This is a genomic window from Domibacillus sp. F004, from assembly GCF_057814295.1.
Map to the genome: position 1 here is coordinate 306935 of NZ_JBVATB010000003.1, position 16970 is coordinate 323904.

Below are 16970 nucleotides of genomic sequence, written 5' to 3' on the forward strand. Positions count from 1 at the left end.
TAGTCTGTCAATTTAGATAACATATATAGTAAGTGTTTTAAATTTTTCATGTCTTTTTTTCAAACAGATGAATAGCCGACGGACTTAATTATAAACTAGACAGATGTTTATGTGTATTTAAAAATTAAGGAGTGGTCTTGATGACGTATATATGGGGATTATTCGGCATAGGTGTCGTTCTTGGAATCGGCTTTCTTTTTTCAACAAATAGAAAACGTATTAACTGGCGAACGGTGCTTGGCGGACTTACCTTCCAGCTTCTATTCGCCTTTATTGTTCTAAAATGGGATTTAGGACAGGCAATGATGATGAAGTTAACGAAAATTGTCAATGCTATAATCGGCTATGCAAATGAAGGGATTAATTTTTTGTTCGGCGGTTTGTATTCAGAACAATCTGGTATTACGTATGTATTTGCGTTAAATGTGCTGCCGGTCGTGATTTTCTTCTCGGCACTTATTTCCGTTTTATACTATTTAAAAATTATGCAGTTTTTTATTAAAATCATCGGTGGCCTGCTGTCAAAGCTGCTCGGCACGCGCAAAGCAGAATCCATGTCTGCTGCTGCTAATATTTTTGTTGGACAGACTGAAGCCCCGCTCGTTATTAAACCGTACATTAATAAAATGACTGAATCAGAATTATTCGCGGTTATGACCGGTGGACTTGCATCGGTTGCCGGTTCTGTCCTCGTCGGTTATTCCCTCCTTGGTATTCCACTCGAATATTTACTTGCGGCGAGCTTTATGGCAGCACCGGCCGGTCTTGTTATGGCCAAGCTATTCGTACCGGAAACATCAGATGAACCCGAACCACCAGAGTTTAAAATGGAGTCAGATGCGGACGCAGCAAATGTCATTGATGCAGCCGCAAAAGGGGCTTCTATCGGATTACAGCTTGCCCTTAACATCGGGGCCATGCTTCTTGCATTTATTGCCATTGTTGCCCTTTTAAATGGATTGCTTGGTTTCGTTGGGGGGTTATTTCAATTTGACAGATTATCGCTTGAATTAATTTTCGGCTACTTATTTGCTCCTCTTGCCTTTGCGATCGGTGTCCCATGGGATGAAGCCATTATTGCGGGTAACTTTATCGGTCAAAAGCTCGTTATTAATGAATTTGTCGCCTATTCTAATTTTGCACCAGAGATCGACAATTTATCCGATAAAACCGTGGCTGTGCTCAGCTTTGCTTTATGCGGATTTGCCAACATTTCATCGCTGGCGATTTTACTTGGCGGTCTTGGCAATCTGGCGCCAGAACGCAGGGATGATATTGCTCGGCTCGGTGTAAAGTCAGTCATTGCGGGTGCTCTTGCCTCTCTTCTCAGCGCTGCTATTGCCGGAATGTTAATTTAACCAGAAGATGAAATTCCCTTTCTGTAATCAGAAAAGAAGCATTTAGCAGTGCCTCTTTTTTTATCCGAAATAATAGTTTGAATATTCTAAATATACTTTTAATGTTTTTTTTGGTTTTATATTTATGTTATCGGGAATACATAAACCAACACAGTATTACATTAAATTTTTAGGAGGAAACAAACTATGGGCTTTATAATGTTTTTAATTGTCGGTGGAATCATCGGCTGGATTGCAGGACTTATATTAGGTAAAGACATTCCAGGCGGGATCATCGGCAATATCATTGCAGGTATTATTGGTGCATGGATTGGCGGCGCACTCTTCGGAGATATGGGTCCAGACATTGGCGGTATGGCCATTATTCCTGCTTTAATCGGTGCAGTTATTCTCGTTGCCATTGTAAGCTTCATTCTTAAAAGAATGCGTCATGCCTAATAAAAAAAGTGCCCCTTTGCTCAAGCAAAGGGGCACTTTTTTTATATTAATGCTTGAAATGCTTGATCAAAATCACGGATTAAATCATCCGGCGATTCAAGGCCGACTGACAGACGAAGAAGACCATCCGTTATGCCTCGTTTATTCCGTTCCTCCACCGGCATCGCTGCGTGAGACATTTTCGGCGGATAAGATAAAATCGATTCAACCGCACCAAGACTTACAGCAAAAACTGGAATCTTTACATTGGCACTAAACTGACGAACCGCATTTTCATTTTCAAGCTCAAATGATAAAACGGCACCTCCACCTGATGCTTGGCGGAAATGTGTAGAATGACCCGGATGAGCTGCAAGCCCTGGATAATACACATTTTTCACGGATGGATGTGACGCTAAATAATTTGCTATTTCAGCTGCTCCTTTTTGTGACTGTTCAAGGCGAACGGACAACGTTTTTAACCCACGCAGCACGAGCCAGCAGTCCTGTACCCCTAATACGGCTCCAAAAGAGTTTTGGAGCGCGTAAACCTTTTCTGCGATGTCTTTATCCTTTGCGACAGCAAGACCCGCTAACACGTCGCTATGGCCCGATAAGAACTTCGTTGCACTATGTAAAACAAGGTCAACGCCAAATTCAATTGGACGCTGCAAGACCGGGGTTAAAAATGTATTATCGAGAAATGTCAGACAGTTATTCGCTTTCGCAAGTTTGACAATCCCTTCAATATCAGTCACTTTCAAAAGAGGATTGGACGGTGTTTCCATATAAATAACTTTCGTGTTTGGCTGAATCGCTTTCGCAACTGAATCGAGATCTGTCATATCAACGAAGGTATGTTCAATACCAAATCGGGTCAATACCGCTGTTACCATACGGAATGTACCGCCATATACGTCTTCTGTTACGACGACATGGTCTCCTTTAGATAATAGAAGAAACGCGGTTGAAATGGCCGCCATACCAGAGGCAAACGCAAATCCACGCACACCTCCTTCTAGTTCTGCAATTGCCGCTTCAAGTGTTTCACGCGTCGGATTTCCGGAACGGCTGTAATCATACTGACCAAATGAATCAAAATCAGATTGATGAAACGTTGATGCGTGCTGAATCGGTACACTGACGGCCCCTGTATGTGGATCGAATTTATGCTGGTTATGAAGCAATTTTGTTTGAAATGTATAGTCACTCATCTAATCATCCCTTCATTTTTTCAAATGCTTGCGTTAAATCCTCTATTATATCTTCCACGTGCTCAATACCGATTGAGAAACGCAGAAGCTTGTTACAGATACCATTTGCGATTCGCACGTCTTCAGGAATGTCCATATGTGTCTGCGTCGCAGGGTACGTAATGAAACTTTCTACGCCGCCAAGGCTTTCCGCAAATGAGATCAACTTCATATTTCGCAAAAATGGATTGACCCAGTTTTCCGATTTTAAACGGAATGAAAGCATCCCACCCTGTCCTGGATATAACACATCTAAAATATCATCATGTGATTCTAAAAATGCAGCGATCTTCTGCCCATTTTCTGTATGCTGTTTCATCCGCAAGCTGAGCGTTTTCATCCCGCGAGCGAGCAGCCAAGAATCAAATGGTGACAGAACAGCACCAATCGCATTTTGAAATTCAAATACTTTTGCCGCGAGCTCTTCTCCTTTTACTGCGATAAGTCCAGCAAGTACATCATTGTGACCGCCAAGATATTTCGTCGCGCTATGAAGAACAATGTCCGCTCCTTGCTCGATTGGACGCTGCAACAATGGTGTGTAAAATGTATTATCAACAATTAAAATTAAGTTATGTTCTTTTGCAAAAGAAGCAACAGAGGAAATATCCGTTTCTTTCATTAATGGGTTTGTTGGTGTTTCTAAGAAAATGGCTTTCGTTTTGTTTGATACGTGCTTTTTCGTTTCAGTAAAATTCTCAAAGCTGTCGTATGTAAATTTCAGGCCAAATTTTTTCCACCCTTTTTCAAATAGACGGTAAGTGCCACCATATAGATCCGCCGAAACGATAAATTCATCGCCCGGCTCAAATAACGATAAAAGTGTATGAATAGCTGCCATCCCAGAGGAAAAAGCAAAACCCGCATCCGCTCCTTCTAGATCAGCAATGGCTTTTTCAACGACTTCACGTGTCGGATTGCCTGTACGCACATAATCATATCCTGTTGACATACCAATTCCTTCGTGACGGTACGCTGTCGAAAAATAAACAGGAGGATTGATTGTCCCTGTTGGATTATTTGTACGGTTTCCAATTTGTGCTAATTTCGTTTCGATATTTGTCATTATTACCGCTCCTTTTCGTAAAAAAAACAAGCCTTCATGGAAGAAGGCTTGTTTTTACACTTCTTCTCATCTTCCGGACGGTCTCGGTCCGCTGGATTTAGCACCTTTGCCTTGTGAGGCCGGTTGCTGAAGCATCGTCGGGCCAGTCCCTCCACTTCTCTTGATAAGGTTTGTTTTAATTAGTCTTATTTCTTAAATGTACAGGAAAATGGGCTTGATGACAACCTTTTTATTGCAAAAATTGTTTGTCAATCAATGCGGCAAAGTCTGGTTTTCCCTTCAAAAACTTAAGATCATATGTTGAATCAGCAAATTCTTCGTTATTTTCATGTATAAACAAAAGATTACAGCATATAAATAGGAGAAGCATAATTATTTTTAATTAAATATTAATCTTTTGTAAATTTTATGTTAAGATATAAACATAAGTATTGACAAATAGATTGGAGGAAAGGAGCGAGATGAGTTATGACAATGACAGTAGCTAAATTTTATGGTGGGGTCGAATATTCAGTTACACAATTTGCTGTGCAGCTTACTAAAGAAGTTGAGGAGAAAATCGCAAAGCGCGAATTTTTTTACGAAGATCAAATTATCCGCTATATCGATCACCGCGCAACATTATTCATTCAGTCATTACCCCTCAATGTGGCCGTCTCAGCGGTAATGAAAAAAGAAATAAAAACCCATGTTCTTTTCAAGCTGAAACCGGTCATGAACCGCCATGTCATATTCCAAGTTGTAAAATAAAGTGATTCTTCATCCAACGAAAATTCTTATCCCGCATAAAGAGATAAAAAAGAGACGCTCCGCAAACTGCGAAGCGTCTCTTTTATGTTGTTACAATGAACTCAAGTGCTTTTGCATGAACCGTGATTTGAACGGGGGTTGTCCCGACCTGTTCTCCATCAACCATAACGGAAATCGGTCTGTCTGTATGGATGGTTACGACTTTCCCTTTTTTATACGTAACACCTTGCGTTAAAATGGGGTTGCCTCGCAATAGTGCCGGGAACAGCCGAAAAAGAATATTTGTCCGTTTCACTGTATGAAGCATCGTCACATCTAATACGCCATCGATCGGGTGTGCATACGGACAAATAACGAGTCCCCCACCATAGGAAGATATATTCCCGCATGCAAGCAGCCACGTTTCCTCTGATACATACTCGTCATTGTCAATCATAATTGTACTTTTAAATGGTTTAAATGAAAGAGACGATAAAATTGCACCAATCATATAGTTAAATGTACCGGCCCCCAACTTACTCAACCATTTTTTATACTTTGCTCTATTCACACGCTGCGCAATATCTGCGTCAAGTCCTGCTCCTGCGACCGTTAAGCCATAGCTTGTATTCACTCTCATTACATCAATTTGTTTTCGTTTGCGGGCGGTGAGCAGCTGATCTACAAATTGACCTGGGTGATCCGTTAACCCGAAAATACGGGCAATATCGTTACCTGAACCTGCTGGTAAAACAGCGATCGCCGTATCCGTATAAACAACATCTTGCAAAATGGCATTGACTGTTCCGTCACCGCCAATGACCGCTATAGCTTTCACTTTTACTTCCTGCATTTTTTTCCAGACAAATTCGCGTGCTGATGCTTCTGAACCGCCAATCAGTACATCATACTGAACGCGCTTCTTTTTTAGGATCCGCTCTACTTTTATCCAGAGCGACCGGGCATTTCCATTTCCGGATGATGGATTGACAATAATAAGATAAATTTATATCACTCACTTCTATACCGCAGATTAACTGCCCTTAAAGGCTTGATTGATTCGGGCCAAGCTTGACCCCCTGGTTACTCAAGTATTGCTTCATAACGCATGTCTTGTGAGCCTATTCACTGATAAAAGTTCTACTTTATGACAAGCATTACTTAAGTTATTTATCATTTTACTTCCACATGATGCTCTTCATGTTCATGTAGTCCTTCGTCATTTTCCACATGAACATTCACAGTGAACGCCCCGGCTTCCGTAAATGTATAGCCCGCTGTATATTCGCCTGGACTCGTTTCTTTCGCATCAGCCCATGTATGTTTTTCAGCATTGCTGTTGTTCCAAATCTCATAGCGGACTTGGGCTTTTTCCAATGGAGCTTCTTCATTTTGCAAATGGACGGTTAAACTTGTTTCTTTTTCAGCCTCCACACCGTCAGGCTCCACAAAATGCATAGAAAAGCCTGTCTCACTTTCTCCGTGTCCATATTCATGTTGCTCTTCTTCTTTCTGAATAGCTTCATCATGAGCAGCACCCGTTCCGACCGTAACAGACGTTTTCGGCATTGTATGCAGTCCTCTTGCTGTTACGTGCACCTGTACTGTAAAGACACCATCATGATCAAATGCTGTTTCCGCTTCATACGTACCATCATTCTTATTTTCCGCTTTAATCATCCTGTTTTTTTCTTTTACTCCTTCTTCCCATACTTCAAACTCTACTTCATCTGCATCGGCTACTTTTTCGCTCCCTTGTGTGACAATGGCTTTCATTGCTACTTTTCCATTTACGTCAACAGCTTCTGGTACGTCCAATTGAACCTTAAGCACCTGTGGGACTTCGGATTCCTGCACGTTCTCTTTTTCTCCTTCACTGCACGCAGCAAGCATAGCTATGACTAGGACCAACATACCTAACCAATATTTTTTTTGCATATGTATCCCCCCTGCTTTTACTTATCTCTATTTTACAGTTTACATCACACCTTACCTATTATCTCATTTGCCAATTAAAATCTCCATCACCTCTTCATCTTGCTTCAATGTTTCATAAATCGATGATGATAAAAAGAAGGAAGTACACATGAGCATTCTTTTTCATTCCAAGGGTCTAACACTTTATTCCCGAAATGAGAAGTCATCTTCAATCCGAATTTGTGCATGCCCAACATAAAAATTCCTGCTAATTGTTGATCATACTTAATATTAAACGGAGAAGGAAACATCTCTTGAACAGAGGATGAAGATGGCAGACAAAGTTCTAATGTAAGCTGCATAAGATTAGGGTTACTCACTCCATCTATAAAAGCACTGAAAATGAATAGTAAGCAAGCAGGCATTAGAATCATCCCGTTCAAAAAGGCATACCGTTTGCTTTGACCTGTACAATAACGCTGGTTTGGGTCTGGTGATGCAAGAGGCCACCACATACTAAATGATAATGTGATTAGCAGTACCATATAGCCATTATGAAGAAAGGAATTTTGTAAAATCACATCTAAAACAACTGGCAAATGGTAGATAAAAAACAATACTGCAAAAACAATTAAAGACATCATCGGCGGTAAAAAGAACTTGCTTATCTTTCTAATCAGTGAAATTTTTCGTATTTTCTGAAATAACGGCTCAGGAATTCCCAATAAAAAAACAGGAGGAATTATAAAATATAAAATACTCATCTGTATCATATGCATACTGAATGAGAGATGGCCCATTGCTGATAAAGGACTGGCTATAATAACGTAAAAGAGAAAGAGACTCAAGAAAAAGAGAAGGGGTTGTTTTTGATACCCTTTTACTTTTGTAAAGGCTTTCAATAAAATGATATACAGTATAGCCAAGCAAGTCACCCCTATCAAATAGGGTGGATTCCATAATGATTGACCGCTAAACAACATATCCATAAACATGTGATCACTCCTTTTTTCTTATAGTGTTAACATTTGTTACTCTCTTATTCGATCGGCATGGTTTCTTTGTTCTATATCATCGTTATTTATCGATTAATCATCATCTGAAATTTGATAGCATTCATTGCATATATTAAAAAATTACTTGTATATAAAGGGATTCGTATAAAATCATTAATTAAGATTAATCATATTAAACTGTATATTTTAAGTATTGTAAAAAACGGAAAGGTGTTATAAATGTTGTTAAAAACAACATTTATAACACCTTTCCTTAATTACATTATTCGATGATGAAGGGCTATTAAGCACCTATCTTTTCCATTGATAAAAATAGCTTTGACATCGTTCTTTTTTATTTACTGCTTTCAACAGCCGCTTTCAGTTCTATGGCTGCCTGTTTTACATTGGGTGCAAGGCTGATTGTTGAAATAACAGAGACACCATCTGCCCCTGCCAAGATAACGGGAGCTGCATTATCAATGGTAATACCACCAATGCCTACGATTGGGATAGCAAGATGTTGATCTCTTATCGATTTAATAAGTTCCGTTCCTGCCACCGGTCCTGTATCTGTTTTCGTACTCGTCTGATAAATGGGACCAGTTCCAACATAATCAGCGCCATCTGCGATTGCTTTTTTTGCCTCTTCCATCGTATGAACGGATACGCCGATAATACCTCCTTTTATTTTATCACGAACGCTCGAAGCTGATTCATCTTCCTGTCCAATATGAACACCATCTGCGCCAATATCCATCGCAAGTTCAATATCGTCATTGATAATAAATGGGATATTCGCTTCATGGCAAATAGCTTGCAGACGAATAGCCTGCTTTTTTTTTGCGCTTCCTGTCAATGCGTCTTTTCCTTTTTCACGAAATTGAAATATCGTAATGCCTCCGTCAATCGCCGCTTTCAGTGTCTCTTCAATCGACCATCTGCAGTTAGGTGTACCTGCGATAAAGTACACAGCCAGCTGTTCTCTTTCCATTAACGTTTACCTCGCTGCTGATACGCCCAGTGATTGGTGGGACCATGACCGCTGCCAATATTAATTCCATCTTCAATCGCCGCTTGAATAAAATGTTTGGCTGTTTCAGCCGCCGTCCGCACAGAGGCCCCTTTTGCGATCGCCGCTGTCATCGCAGCCGAAAATGTACAACCCGTTCCATGCGTATCTTTCGTGTCAATTCGTTTTCCTGTAAATGTGTGAAATTCTTTACCATCGTACAGCAAATCATATGTCAATGCCCCTTCGTCATGTCCGCCTTTAATAAGCACATTCTTCACACCGAGTGCCGCAATTACTTTTGCTGCCTCTTTTTTGTCTTGCTCCGATTTAATCGTTCGCTTTGAGATCGCTTCTGCTTCCGGAATATTCGGTGTCACGACAAGGGCAAGCGGCAACAATTTTGTTTTTAAGGCTTCCATCGCTTCTTCCTGTAAAAGCGGTGCCCCTCCTTTGGCAATCATGACAGGATCCACAATGACGTTTGTAAACTGATGTGCTTTTATTTTCAATGCGACGGCTTCAATAATATCGGCTGAAAACAGCATGCCCGTTTTCAATGAATCAACACCAATATCGGACGCAACCGCATCAATCTGCTTTTCAATCGCTTCTACACTCATTGGATACACACCATGAACACCGAGTGTATTTTGTGCAGTGACAGCTGTCAAAGCAGATGTGCCAAACACACCGAGCTCTTGAAATGTCTTTAAATCAGCTTGAATTCCTGCTCCGCCCCCGCTGTCTGAACCAGCAATGGTTAATGCTTTATATATCGTCATTGCTTCCATTCCTCCCATTTCGCTTGTTGAATGATTTCCTCTTTTCCTGTTAACGACAATTCATTTAAAAATGCGGCCGAAAATGTGCCCGGACGATTTGGCCCCGATGTTTCCACTGCGCGCTCAGCTGCTACTCCGTAAAAAGCAAGCGCTGCCGCTGCCGCTTTTGCGTAGTTTTTTTCAACCGCACAAAACGCCGCAATTACAGCGCCAAGCAAACAACCGGTTCCTGTCACGCTCGTTAAAATAGGATCGCCATTTTGAATGATGAACGATTCATTTCCTGCCACGACGTCTTCCGCTCCAGTGATGACGCACGTGACGCCAAGCAGGTCAGCTGCTTCTTTTGCAAGAAGACGCACATTCGCATTTCCGCCGCCATCCACGCCTTTTACTTGAATTGATTGTCCACATAACACGGCGATTTCACCGGCATTTCCGCGCAAAATGTTCACCTGGACTTCCGCTAAAATTTGTTTTGCACTTTTAGTCCGGTATGGCGTTGCACCTGCTCCAACTGGATCAAATAATACAGGAACACCCGCTTCATTCGCTGCTTTTCCTGCTAAAATCATAGCATCGACTTTGGATGCTGTTAACGTACCAATATTTAACACAACTGCACTTGCGATTTTCGCCATATCGGCTGCTTCTTCCACAGCATCAGCCATTACCGGTGAGGCACCAAGTGCGAGCAGACCATTAGCTGTAAAGTTTGAAACGACTGTGTTCGTTAAATTATGTACGAGCGGTTTATTTTTTCTAACACGCTCAAGCAATGTCGCTGCAAATTCATTGTTCATCTATTTCATCCTTCCTCTTTTTTAAAAAGCTTTGTTTTCTGTAACCGAATACATAAGATAACGCCGAGAATAGCTCCTGTTATACTGCTGATGAGAAAAGCTGGCATGAAAAAGAGAGCAGCGGCCTCCGTCCCTAAAAATAGATTTGCTATCGGCACCGATACAAGAGACGCTAATACGCCCGTTCCGATAATTTCACCTGCCGCCGCAAAGGAAGGCTTCTTCCACTTCTTATAAGCATAACCGGCGAGCAGTGCGCCAATCATACTTCCAGGAAACGCAAGAAGTGATCCGATTCCTAACAAATTTCGAATAACAGCTGTCATGAAAGCAATGACAAGAGCTGGACCCGGTCCAAGCAAAATTGCAGACAATACATTAATCGCATGCTGCACAGGATACGCTTTGGCCACACCTGCCGGGAACCAAATAAATGTGGCGCCAAGTACTGCGATGGCTGTCAACAGTGCCATGATTGCCATGTTTTTCGTTGAAAACATAAAATTCCTCCCATACAAAAAACCAGATCAGCAATGCGCCTGATCTGGTTTTTCGTCAGTGATTGCTACTTCCCTACGCCGGTATTAACCGGATCAGGTAGTTGGGGTTAGGAAGAGCATTCCCTCTCAGCCATTATTTCGGCACCCCCAGTAGTCCTGTTTATTTTTTCATTAATTTTTGTACAGTAACAATAAGTTCTTCGATGACTTCGAGATCGCCTTCTTGGATGCGTTCAGTTACACATGTTTTTACATGCCCTTCTAAAAGAACCGATGCTACATTGTTTAACGCAGTCTGTGTCGCTGCAATTTGCGTAACAATATCATCACAGTACATATTTTCTTCAATCATGCTTTTTATTTCGGGTATCTGTCTTTCAATTTGATTCAAACGACTTACTAGATTTTTTTTGACACTTTCAGGATGGTGGCTTTTCTGCTCATCGGCAGCACATGCCACATGTTCTTCCATCATGGCCGTCACTCCTCTTATGCTAACTATAATAGCATAAAAAAGACCGGCACGGGGCCGGTCTACACGGATTAGGCTTCAAATACAGTTACTTTTTTCATTTTATCGCCTTGTTTCATGTTTTTAGCTGTTTCTAAGCCTGATGTAATCTTTCCAAAGACAGTATGAACTCCATCTAAATGAGGTTGCGGCTCATGTACTAAGAAGAACTGACTTGAACCTGTATCCTTACCTGCATGAGCCATTGATAAGCTGCCTGCCTCATGTTTATTAGGATTATTCGCAGTCTCACATTTGATTGTTGTGCCGCTTCCACCCATCCCCGTACCAGTAGGGTCGCCGCCTTGGCTAACAAATCCCGGAATGACTCTGTGGAAGATAACCCCATCATAAAAACCTTCATTCGCTAATTTTTCAAAATTCGCTACTGTGTTAGGAGCATCCTCTGGGAAAAATTCAATCTCAATTTTTTCGCCATTTTCCATTTCAATCGTACCTTTTTTAGCCATAACAAACATCTCCATTTCAGATAAAATTAATCAGTCTTCATGATAACATTATTACCGTCATAAAAAAAGCAGAGAGCTTTTCACCATGCCTTTGCCTTCTATGACGCATCATTTTGTTTTTTCCTCTATTCATTTTACTTCTACCTTTTTGTGAAATGTTTTCCGCTTTCAAGATGGCTCTTTTTTTCATATAATAGAAGTATTCTAGAAATGGGAGTGTGATAGTGATGAAGACACGTCCCGGATTGCTGTGGAAAGCAGTTATATTGTTTTTATTGCTTGCAGCCGGCGTATTCTGGTATGTACAGAAAACAAATGAAACGACCGTTATTCCATTTTCGTCACTGGAAAACATTATCCAAAAAGAAAAAGGACAAGAGGTCGGACTAGAAGAACATCCGGATGGTACTCTTCATATTTCCACGCAAAGTGGAGAATATACGTCTTATATTTCGCCCGGAAGTATAGCTGTGGATCGATTGAACGAAACATACAATATCCGCTATGAATATGTAAAAGCAGAAGCGTATGAAACTTGGATTGCTATTGGGTTCATTTTAGTCCTTGCAGGAATCGGGTTTTATATTTATCGCAAGAAAGGCGGCGTTGGCGTTGCCCATTCAATGAAAAATAGTGTCTCTCATGCCCGTCCACTGCCGAATATTACATTACAGGACGTTGGCGGTTTGTCAGATGAAATGAAGGAAGACATCATGCAAACTCTTTCCATTTTGAAAGAAAAAGACTTGTCCACACGACTTGGCATCGAACCGCCGCGTGGCATTTTATTGTATGGGCCGCCCGGTACGGGGAAAACATTGCTTGCTCAAGCCATTGCCCGTGAAATGGGCGCTGCCTTTTTCTCATCGAGTGGATCAGCTTTTACCGAATTATTTGTCGGCGTCGGCGCATCACGTGTACGCAACCTGTTTAAAGAAGCACGGAAACAAAAACCAGCTGTCATTTTTATCGATGAAGTGGATGCGCTGGCCGGCCGCCGGAAAACAAATGGCGGTGAAGAAGGCGAAAAAACATTGACCGAACTGCTCGTGCAGCTTGACGGCGGCCACGATAACGACGGACTGCTCTTCATTGCTGCAACGAACCGGAAAGATATGCTGGATGAAGCGTTTCTTCGTCCCGGCCGCATCGATTTCTCGTTTCATGTGACACTTCCCGATGCAAAAGGCCGGAAAGAAATTATCGACATTCATGCGCGCGGCAAAAATATGACGGACAACGCCGCCGCCATGCTGCATGATTTAGCTGAAGCAACCGTCGGCTTTTCCGGCGCTGAACTGTCTGCTTTATTTGAAACAGCTAGCAGAAGCGCGATCCGGAGCGGCCGTGACACAATTGAAAAGAAAGATTTTGACTATGCGCTTGACCGGACCATTCTCGGCACGTCAACACGTCCGCTCGCCGATCCAGCTACAAAACGGCGCGTGGCGATTCATGAAGCGGGACATGCTCTTGTTGCCGCACTCACAAAGCCAGGGTCCGTCCGAAAAGCGACGATCATTCCGCGTGGACATGCCCTTGGCTATGTAGCACCTGTTCCGAAAGAGCTTCACTTATCAACGGCAAGTGAACTTATTGACCAAGTGGCAATGATTTTATCCGGTGGTGTAGCAGAACGGCTTTATCTCGGTGAACACTCCATCGGTGTCAGCGGTGACGTGCAGCAAGCGAAACAAATTTTAGCACGGATGGTGGATACCGGTATTTTTCAAGATCGGTTTACCATTACATTCCGACAATCCGACAAAGAAACAAAAATGATTGAATTGTTTGAACTGGCATTAGCACGTTCCGAAACCCTTATTGAAGAACACCGAACGGCGTTTGACCGGCTCGTTGAAGCACTGATGACGCAGGAAACACTTGAAGGAATTGAAATCGAAGCGCTTATTCACCAATTTTAAAAAAGGAGGTCTCCGGGTGCCGGAGACCTCCTTTTTTTCGTTAAAGCACTTTGCTTAAAAATGCTTTCGTTCGTTCATGCTGCGGCTTATCAAACAGCGCTGTCGGTTCATTTTGCTCGATAATGTAGCCGTTATCCATGAAAACAACACGATCCCCCACTTCACGAGCAAAACCCATTTCATGTGTGACAACGATCATTGTCATTCCATCTTTCGCCAGCTGTTTCATGACTTCAAGCACTTCACCCACCATTTCTGGATCGAGTGCCGAAGTTGGTTCATCAAACAACATAATTTTCGGCTCCATTGCAAGCGCTCGGGCAATCGCCACGCGCTGCTTTTGTCCCCCGGAAAGGGACTCAGGATAAGCCGATGCTTTTTCTTGAAGACCAACTTTCGTCAGCAGCTCTATTGCTTTTTCCTCGGCTTCTTTTTTCTTCATTCTCCGTACATTTATCGGTGCAAGCGTAATATTGTCAAGAATCGTTTTATGGGGAAATAAATTAAAGTGTTGAAATACCATACCGACTTCCGTGCGAATAGCATTAATGTTTGTGTTTTTATCGGTTAAATCTTTCCCATCAATGAGGACTTGACCCCCGTTAATCGTCTCAAGCATATTTAAACAACGAATAAACGTTGATTTCCCGGAACCGGATGGCCCAATCACAACAACGACTTCCTGCGAATCAACATCCAGTGAAATATCTTTTAAAACTTCATTATTCCCAAACGATTTTTTTAAGTTTTTAACGGAGATCATCAGTTTTCATTCTCCTTTCAACGTAGTTCATCAAGTACGTAAGAGATAGTGTCAACACTAAGTAAATAAGAGCAACAGTTAAATACGGCTCCCAAATACGAATATACTGCCCCGCTGCTGCACGCCCCCAATACATGAGCTCCGGTGCCGCAAGAACGGATCCGAGAGAAGATTCTTTCAACAGAACGATAAATTCATTGCCAAGCGGTGGAATAACGCGTTTCACTGCCTGAGGCAAAATAACAAGTTTCATTGCTTGCACACGCGTCATACCAAGAGAACGGGCTGCTTCCATCTGGCCTTTATCAATCGATTGAATACCTGCTCGAAAAATTTCAGCAATGTATGCTGCAGAATTTAATGAGAGTCCTATAATGAGTGAGACGAGTGGATTCGAAGGGGACATAAACATCGGTACAATCCCAAAATGAATAATTAACAATTGAACAAGCAGCGGCGTCCCCCGAAAAATATTAATATAAATATTAAATGGCAGCCGAATAAGTTTATTCGAAGACATGTTACCAAGAGCAATAAACAAGCCTAGAATAAGACCTATTAATACGCCAGCAAGCGATACGCCAATTGTTACGGCCATTCCTTTCAAGAAAAACGGCATGTAATCCTGAACGATTTCAAAACGAAAATCCATACTATTTTTCTCCTTTCTTCCGCCAAAAACGGCTGTCCATAAAAAAGGGACAGCCGTTTTTGATTTTTATTTATTGCACTGCTGCTTCTTTTAATACATCGAGGTTTGGCTCTTCGTCAAACCATTTTTTATAAATTTCCGTATACGTTCCATTTTCATAAAGTGTGTTTAACGCTTCGTCAAACTCTGCTTTCAATTCGCTGCCTTTCGGGAAAACAATTCCATAGTATTCTGGCGTAAATTGCTCGTCACTGACTGTTTTAACGCCTGCATCTGGATTGTTTTTCACATATTCAAGTGCAACTGCAATATCCGTCACGACCGCTTCTACGTCACCGCTTTGAAGCGCCTGAAATGTCAGAGCTGCTGCTTCATATTTTGAAATAGAGCTGTCATTCTTACCGACAATCGCTTCTGCTGCAATTTGACCTGTTGTCCCGTTTTGAACACCAATCTTCTTTCCTTTTAAATCTTCTGCCTTCGTAATATTCGTACCCTCTTTAAAGACAATCATGCTGACAGATTCAAAATAAGGGGTTGAGAAATCATACGTTTCTTTTCGCTCGTCTGTGATGGTGACACCAGACATTCCGATATCAAGCTGATCACTTTGCAACCCTGCAAGCATCGCATCCCAGCCTGTATTTTTAATATCGACTTCATATCCCGCTTCTTCTGCCGCTGCATTAAGAAGATCCACGTCAAAACCGGATACTTCGCCTTTATCCATAAATTCAAACGGGGCAAAAGTTGCTTCCGTTCCAACATTTAATACTTTTTTATCTTCTGAACCGCTTTGTTGTTCGCCGCCGCTTCCACATGCAGACAAGAGCAGTGAACAACTAGCAGCTATCGCGATTGTTGCTTTTTTAAATGTGAATGTCATGATGATAACCCCTCTCTTTTTTTGTATACTAAAATAATAACGCGTTATCGATTGTATTTCAATCATTTTTCGCCGAAAAACTTATTTTTATGCATTGATATTCATTAAAATCGATATATTCCCGTTAATTTCCTTGATTGGATGAATAAATTTTGCATAAATAAAGAATTTTCAGATTTATAAACAGTCGTAAGCATGCGGGGATGCATTGTGAATCATTTTGACAAATGAGGGATCCACTCGATATAACGGTTTTCTACGTATACAAGAAGCATTAAAGGTTCTAAATGATACTATTGAAGAATAAGATAACTCAAGCCTGTTTTTTATTGACAATGATTATCATTCCCTTTAAAATGAGGTAACAACAACGACGATGGAATGAGGGACGCTCGATGAATGGAATGCTGCATGGACTCAAAGATATCCATATGGTCATTGCGAACAGCCGTAAACTTGGCGGTGCTGCGGAAGCTGAGTCTATTACACTTGCATCCGGTGAAACATACATGAATCCGGTCTTTACAAATGTCGATTTGTCACAGGGAAAATATATTTCATTTAGCTTCATTGCAGAGAACGGTGAAAATGTCACAGCACATGTTGATCAAATTGGTGTGATGAGAGGACTTCGTCACAAGCTCATTTGCCAGCTTAAAAATGTGTCAGTCCGTGAAATGATGACAGAAGAAACACTCCGCTACTTACGTAAACTTTGTGAAGTGAATGAAGGATTTGTAACGAATTCGTTTAAAAAAGAAGCGCTTAAAATCGTTCGTGATGTGAGTGTTGATGAAATCGAAAAACGGGATGTCGTATTGCCGTTTACGGTCGAGAATAATCTTGTCCTGATAGACAAACGCCGCTACGCTTGACAGCTAACGATTCGGGGGCTTTTGATCATTGCATCCTGTAATACTCCACAGCT

General features: G+C 41.6%; 19 protein-coding genes and 2 riboswitches. Of the genes, 5 read left to right on the forward strand and 14 right to left on the reverse strand.

The window, feature by feature from the left end; genetic code table 11:
* The first annotated feature begins 140 nt into the window (after positions 1-140).
* Together ACZYRN_RS10090 and ACZYRN_RS10095 are read left to right on the forward strand one after the other, a co-directional pair.
* Positions 141-1358 carry a NupC/NupG family nucleoside CNT transporter gene (locus ACZYRN_RS10090; RefSeq protein WP_488911428.1) on the forward strand — a complete coding sequence of 406 codons (1218 nt, stop codon included), beginning with the start codon at positions 141-143 and terminating at the stop codon, positions 1356-1358.
* Positions 1359-1544: 186 nt separating this feature from the next.
* Positions 1545-1796 carry a GlsB/YeaQ/YmgE family stress response membrane protein gene (locus ACZYRN_RS10095; protein WP_488911429.1) on the forward strand — a complete coding sequence of 84 codons (252 nt, stop codon included), beginning with the start codon at positions 1545-1547 and terminating at the stop codon, positions 1794-1796.
* A 41-nt stretch (positions 1797-1837) separates the two neighbouring features.
* On the opposite strand, the gene metC is transcribed toward ACZYRN_RS10095, so the two are convergent.
* Both metC and ACZYRN_RS10105 read right to left on the reverse strand, forming a co-directional pair.
* Positions 1838-2989 (reverse strand): cystathionine beta-lyase, encoded by a 1152-nt coding sequence (metC, locus tag ACZYRN_RS10100; protein ID WP_488911430.1) that lies wholly within the window; start codon positions 2987-2989, stop codon positions 1838-1840.
* 4 nt (positions 2990-2993) lie between these two features.
* Complete coding sequence (locus ACZYRN_RS10105; RefSeq protein WP_488911431.1) at positions 2994-4094, reverse strand: methionine biosynthesis PLP-dependent protein; 1101 nt, start codon at positions 4092-4094, stop codon at positions 2994-2996.
* A gap of 63 nt (positions 4095-4157) precedes the next feature.
* A riboswitch (SAM riboswitch) is annotated at positions 4158-4264 on the reverse strand.
* 298 nt (positions 4265-4562) lie between these two features.
* On the opposite strand from ACZYRN_RS10105, the gene ACZYRN_RS10110 reads away from it, so the two are divergent.
* Positions 4563-4844 (forward strand): hypothetical protein, encoded by a 282-nt coding sequence (locus ACZYRN_RS10110; RefSeq protein ID WP_488911433.1) that lies wholly within the window; start codon positions 4563-4565, stop codon positions 4842-4844.
* 82 nt (positions 4845-4926) lie between these two features.
* On the opposite strand, the gene ACZYRN_RS10115 is transcribed toward ACZYRN_RS10110, so the two are convergent.
* The 9 genes from ACZYRN_RS10115 to ACZYRN_RS10155 form a co-directional block, all read right to left on the reverse strand.
* Positions 4927-5829: a diacylglycerol/lipid kinase family protein gene (locus tag ACZYRN_RS10115; protein WP_488911752.1), complete on the reverse strand. Its 903-nt coding sequence runs from the start codon at positions 5827-5829 to the stop codon at positions 4927-4929.
* A 167-nt stretch (positions 5830-5996) separates the two neighbouring features.
* On the reverse strand, positions 5997-6761 hold the full coding sequence (locus tag ACZYRN_RS10120) for a FixH family protein (protein ID WP_488911434.1): 765 nt from the start codon (positions 6759-6761) through the stop codon (positions 5997-5999).
* 104 nt (positions 6762-6865) lie between these two features.
* Complete coding sequence (locus tag ACZYRN_RS10125; protein ID WP_488911435.1) at positions 6866-7735, reverse strand: cytochrome c oxidase assembly protein; 870 nt, start codon at positions 7733-7735, stop codon at positions 6866-6868.
* A gap of 355 nt (positions 7736-8090) precedes the next feature.
* Positions 8091-8729, reverse strand: coding sequence for a thiamine phosphate synthase (thiE, locus tag ACZYRN_RS10130; RefSeq protein ID WP_488911436.1), 639 nt, complete (start codon positions 8727-8729; stop codon positions 8091-8093).
* Positions 8729-9532, reverse strand: a complete 804-nt coding sequence (gene thiD, locus ACZYRN_RS10135; protein WP_488911437.1) for a bifunctional hydroxymethylpyrimidine kinase/phosphomethylpyrimidine kinase — start codon at positions 9530-9532, stop codon at positions 8729-8731. Before thiD ends, thiE begins: the two co-directional genes overlap by 1 nt.
* Entirely contained in the window at positions 9529-10335 is an 807-nt protein-coding gene (thiM, locus tag ACZYRN_RS10140; RefSeq protein WP_488911438.1) for a hydroxyethylthiazole kinase, read from the reverse strand. Before thiM ends, thiD begins: the two co-directional genes overlap by 4 nt.
* 5 nt (positions 10336-10340) lie before the next feature.
* Positions 10341-10835: an energy coupling factor transporter S component ThiW gene (gene thiW / locus ACZYRN_RS10145; protein ID WP_488911439.1), complete on the reverse strand. Its 495-nt coding sequence runs from the start codon at positions 10833-10835 to the stop codon at positions 10341-10343.
* Between the two features lie 53 nt (positions 10836-10888).
* Positions 10889-10994, reverse strand: a riboswitch (TPP riboswitch).
* A gap of 1 nt (position 10995) precedes the next feature.
* On the reverse strand, positions 10996-11310 hold the full coding sequence (locus tag ACZYRN_RS10150) for a metal-sensitive transcriptional regulator (protein ID WP_488911440.1): 315 nt from the start codon (positions 11308-11310) through the stop codon (positions 10996-10998).
* Between the two features lie 68 nt (positions 11311-11378).
* Positions 11379-11816: a peptidylprolyl isomerase gene (locus ACZYRN_RS10155; RefSeq protein WP_488911441.1), complete on the reverse strand. Its 438-nt coding sequence runs from the start codon at positions 11814-11816 to the stop codon at positions 11379-11381.
* Between the two features lie 227 nt (positions 11817-12043).
* Here ACZYRN_RS10155 and ACZYRN_RS10160 point away from each other — a divergent pair, with 227 nt between their 5' ends.
* Entirely contained in the window at positions 12044-13741 is a 1698-nt protein-coding gene (locus ACZYRN_RS10160) for an AAA family ATPase (protein ID WP_488911442.1), read from the forward strand.
* Between the two features lie 40 nt (positions 13742-13781).
* Here ACZYRN_RS10160 and ACZYRN_RS10165 read toward each other — a convergent pair whose 3' ends face one another.
* From ACZYRN_RS10165 to ACZYRN_RS10175, 3 genes are all read right to left on the reverse strand, one after another.
* Positions 13782-14504 (reverse strand): amino acid ABC transporter ATP-binding protein, encoded by a 723-nt coding sequence (locus ACZYRN_RS10165; protein ID WP_488911443.1) that lies wholly within the window; start codon positions 14502-14504, stop codon positions 13782-13784.
* Complete coding sequence (locus tag ACZYRN_RS10170) at positions 14491-15156, reverse strand: amino acid ABC transporter permease (RefSeq protein WP_488911444.1); 666 nt, start codon at positions 15154-15156, stop codon at positions 14491-14493. The genes ACZYRN_RS10165 and ACZYRN_RS10170 overlap by 14 nt, the downstream gene beginning before the upstream one ends.
* 70 nt (positions 15157-15226) lie before the next feature.
* A complete protein-coding gene (locus ACZYRN_RS10175; RefSeq protein WP_488911445.1) occupies positions 15227-16042 on the reverse strand; it encodes a basic amino acid ABC transporter substrate-binding protein in 816 nt (271 codons plus the stop codon).
* Positions 16043-16437: 395 nt separating this feature from the next.
* Between ACZYRN_RS10175 and ACZYRN_RS10180 the strand changes: the two genes are divergently transcribed.
* A complete protein-coding gene (locus ACZYRN_RS10180) occupies positions 16438-16917 on the forward strand; it encodes a hypothetical protein (protein ID WP_018392159.1) in 480 nt (159 codons plus the stop codon).
* The last annotated feature ends 53 nt before the right edge of the window (positions 16918-16970 follow it).